The sequence below is a fragment of the Eubacterium sp. AF19-12LB genome, assembly GCF_003479125.1.
GTDB lineage: Bacteria > Bacillota > Clostridia > Lachnospirales > Lachnospiraceae > Eubacterium_U > Eubacterium_U album.
Genome location: NZ_QUGP01000026.1, coordinates 1 through 3,234, shown reverse-complemented (window position 1 = coordinate 3,234; position 3,234 = coordinate 1). Strand labels below are relative to the sequence as shown.

At 29.2% G+C, this 3,234-nt stretch carries 3 protein-coding genes; all 3 read left to right on the top strand.

The genetic code is table 11. The features are described from left to right. Window positions 1-34 precede the first annotated feature (34 nt). Genes DWX29_RS12355 through aph(2'')-Ia form a run of 3 tightly spaced genes read left to right on the top strand, consistent with a single transcriptional unit; the run spans window position 35 to window position 3,096 of the window. Window positions 35-1,207 (top strand): IS256-like element IS256 family transposase, encoded by a 1,173-nt coding sequence (locus DWX29_RS12355; protein WP_000195429.1) that lies wholly within the window; start codon window positions 35-37, stop codon window positions 1,205-1,207. 56 nt (window positions 1,208-1,263) lie between these two features. Next, a complete protein-coding gene (locus DWX29_RS12350; RefSeq protein ID WP_000393259.1) occupies window positions 1,264-1,656 on the top strand; it encodes a GNAT family N-acetyltransferase in 393 nt (130 codons plus the stop codon). Beyond that, the gene (gene aph(2'')-Ia, locus DWX29_RS12345) at window positions 1,657-3,096 is read left to right on the top strand and encodes an aminoglycoside O-phosphotransferase APH(2'')-Ia (protein ID WP_001028144.1); all 1,440 of its coding nucleotides are present in this window, start codon (window positions 1,657-1,659) and stop codon (window positions 3,094-3,096) included. The last annotated feature ends 138 nt before the right edge of the window (window positions 3,097-3,234 follow it).

Sequence of the window (3,234 nt, the reverse complement as noted above, 5' to 3'; positions counted from 1 at the left end):
TTAACGACAAAAACATACCCAGGAGGACTTTTACATGACCCAAGTACATTTTACACTGAAAAGCGAAGAGATTCAAAGCATTATTGAATATTCTGTAAAGGATGACGTTTCTAAAAATATTTTAACAACGGTATTTAATCAACTAATGGAAAATCAACGAACAGAATATATTCAAGCAAAAGAATATGAACGAACAGAAAACCGACAAAGTCAACGAAATGGCTATTATGAGCGCAGCTTTACGACACGTGTAGGCACGCTAGAATTAAAAGTACCCAGAACACGTGATGGCCATTTTTCACCCACAGTGTTTGAACGTTATCAACGAAACGAAAAAGCCCTCATGGCTTCAATGTTGGAAATGTATGTATCAGGCGTTTCAACTCGTAAAGTATCAAAAATTGTGGAAGAACTTTGTGGTAAATCCGTCTCTAAGTCCTTCGTTTCTAGCTTAACAGAACAGCTAGAACCTATGGTTAACGAGTGGCAGAATCGTTTATTATCAGAAAAAAATTATCCTTACTTAATGACCGATGTACTCTATATAAAAGTACGAGAAGAAAATCGAGTACTCTCAAAAAGCTGTCATATAGCGATTGGAATAACCAAAGATGGCGACCGTGAAATTATCGGCTTCATGATTCAAAGTGGCGAAAGCGAAGAGACCTGGACAACATTTTTTGAATACCTAAAAGAACGCGGTTTACAAGGTACGGAACTCGTTATTTCTGATGCGCACAAAGGATTAGTCTCTGCCATTAGAAAATCCTTCACCAACGTAAGTTGGCAAAGATGCCAAGTTCACTTCCTAAGAAATATCTTTACCACCATTCCTAAAAAAAATTCAAAATCTTTCAGAGAAGCTGTTAAAGGAATTTTTAAGTTCACAGATATTAACTTAGCGCGTGAGGCTAAAAATCGATTGATTCATGATTATATCGATCAACCAAAATATTCAAAAGCTTGCGCATCATTGGATGATGGATTCGAAGACGCCTTTCAATATACCGTACAAGGAAATTCCCACAATCGACTAAAGAGTACCAATCTAATTGAACGACTGAATCAAGAAGTACGCAGAAGAGAAAAGATTATTCGCATCTTCCCCAATCAAACATCAGCCAATCGCTTAATTGGAGCCGTTCTTATGGACCTACATGATGAATGGATTTATTCTTCAAGAAAATACATCAATTTTGATAAGTAGAAATGGTAAAAACATTGTATAGCATTTTACACAGGAGTCTGGACTTGACTGAGTTTATGGAAGAAGTTTTAATTGATGATAATATGGTTTTTGATATTGATAATTTAAAAGGATTTCTTAATGATACCAGTTCATTTGGGTTTATAGCTAAAGAAAATAATAAAATTATAGGATTTGCATATTGCTATACACTTTTAAGACCTGATGGAAAAACAATGTTTTATTTACACTCAATAGGAATGTTACCTAACTATCAAGACAAAGGTTATGGTTCAAAATTATTATCTTTTATTAAGGAATATTCTAAAGAGATTGGTTGTTCTGAAATGTTTTTAATAACTGATAAAGGTAATCCTAGAGCTTGCCATGTATATGAAAAATTAGGTGGTAAAAATGATTATAAAGATGAAATAGTATATGTATATGATTATGAAAAAGGTGATAAATAAATGAATATAGTTGAAAATGAAATATGTATAAGAACTTTAATAGATGATGATTTTCCTTTGATGTTAAAATGGTTAACTGATGAAAGAGTATTAGAATTTTATGGTGGTAGAGATAAAAAATATACATTAGAATCATTAAAAAAACATTATACAGAGCCTTGGGAAGATGAAGTTTTTAGAGTAATTATTGAATATAACAATGTTCCTATTGGATATGGACAAATATATAAAATGTATGATGAGTTATATACTGATTATCATTATCCAAAAACTGATGAGATAGTCTATGGTATGGATCAATTTATAGGAGAGCCAAATTATTGGAGTAAAGGAATTGGTACAAGATATATTAAATTGATTTTTGAATTTTTGAAAAAAGAAAGAAATGCTAATGCAGTTATTTTAGACCCTCATAAAAATAATCCAAGAGCAATAAGGGCATACCAAAAATCTGGTTTTAGAATTATTGAAGATTTGCCAGAACATGAATTACACGAGGGCAAAAAAGAAGATTGTTATTTAATGGAATATAGATATGATGATAATGCCACAAATGTTAAGGCAATGAAATATTTAATTGAGCATTACTTTGATAATTTCAAAGTAGATAGTATTGAAATAATCGGTAGTGGTTATGATAGTGTGGCATATTTAGTTAATAATGAATACATTTTTAAAACAAAATTTAGTACTAATAAGAAAAAAGGTTATGCAAAAGAAAAAGCAATATATAATTTTTTAAATACAAATTTAGAAACTAATGTAAAAATTCCTAATATTGAATATTCGTATATTAGTGATGAATTATCTATACTAGGTTATAAAGAAATTAAAGGAACTTTTTTAACACCAGAAATTTATTCTACTATGTCAGAAGAAGAACAAAATTTGTTAAAACGAGATATTGCCAGTTTTTTAAGACAAATGCACGGTTTAGATTATACAGATATTAGTGAATGTACTATTGATAATAAACAAAATGTATTAGAAGAGTATATATTGTTGCGTGAAACTATTTATAATGATTTAACTGATATAGAAAAAGATTATATAGAAAGTTTTATGGAAAGACTAAATGCAACAACAGTTTTTGAGGGTAAAAAGTGTTTATGCCATAATGATTTTAGTTGTAATCATCTATTGTTAGATGGCAATAATAGATTAACTGGAATAATTGATTTTGGAGATTCTGGAATTATAGATGAATATTGTGATTTTATATACTTACTTGAAGATAGTGAAGAAGAAATAGGAACAAATTTTGGAGAAGATATATTAAGAATGTATGGAAATATAGATATTGAGAAAGCAAAAGAATATCAAGATATAGTTGAAGAATATTATCCTATTGAAACTATTGTTTATGGAATTAAAAATATTAAACAGGAATTTATCGAAAATGGTAGAAAAGAAATTTATAAAAGGACTTATAAAGATTGATTATATAATATATGAAAAGCTATTATAAAAGACATTAGTATTAAATAGTTTAAAAAAATGAAAAATAATAAAGGAAGTGAGTCAAGTCCAGACTCCTGTGTAAAATGCTATACAATGTTTTTACCATTTCTACTTATC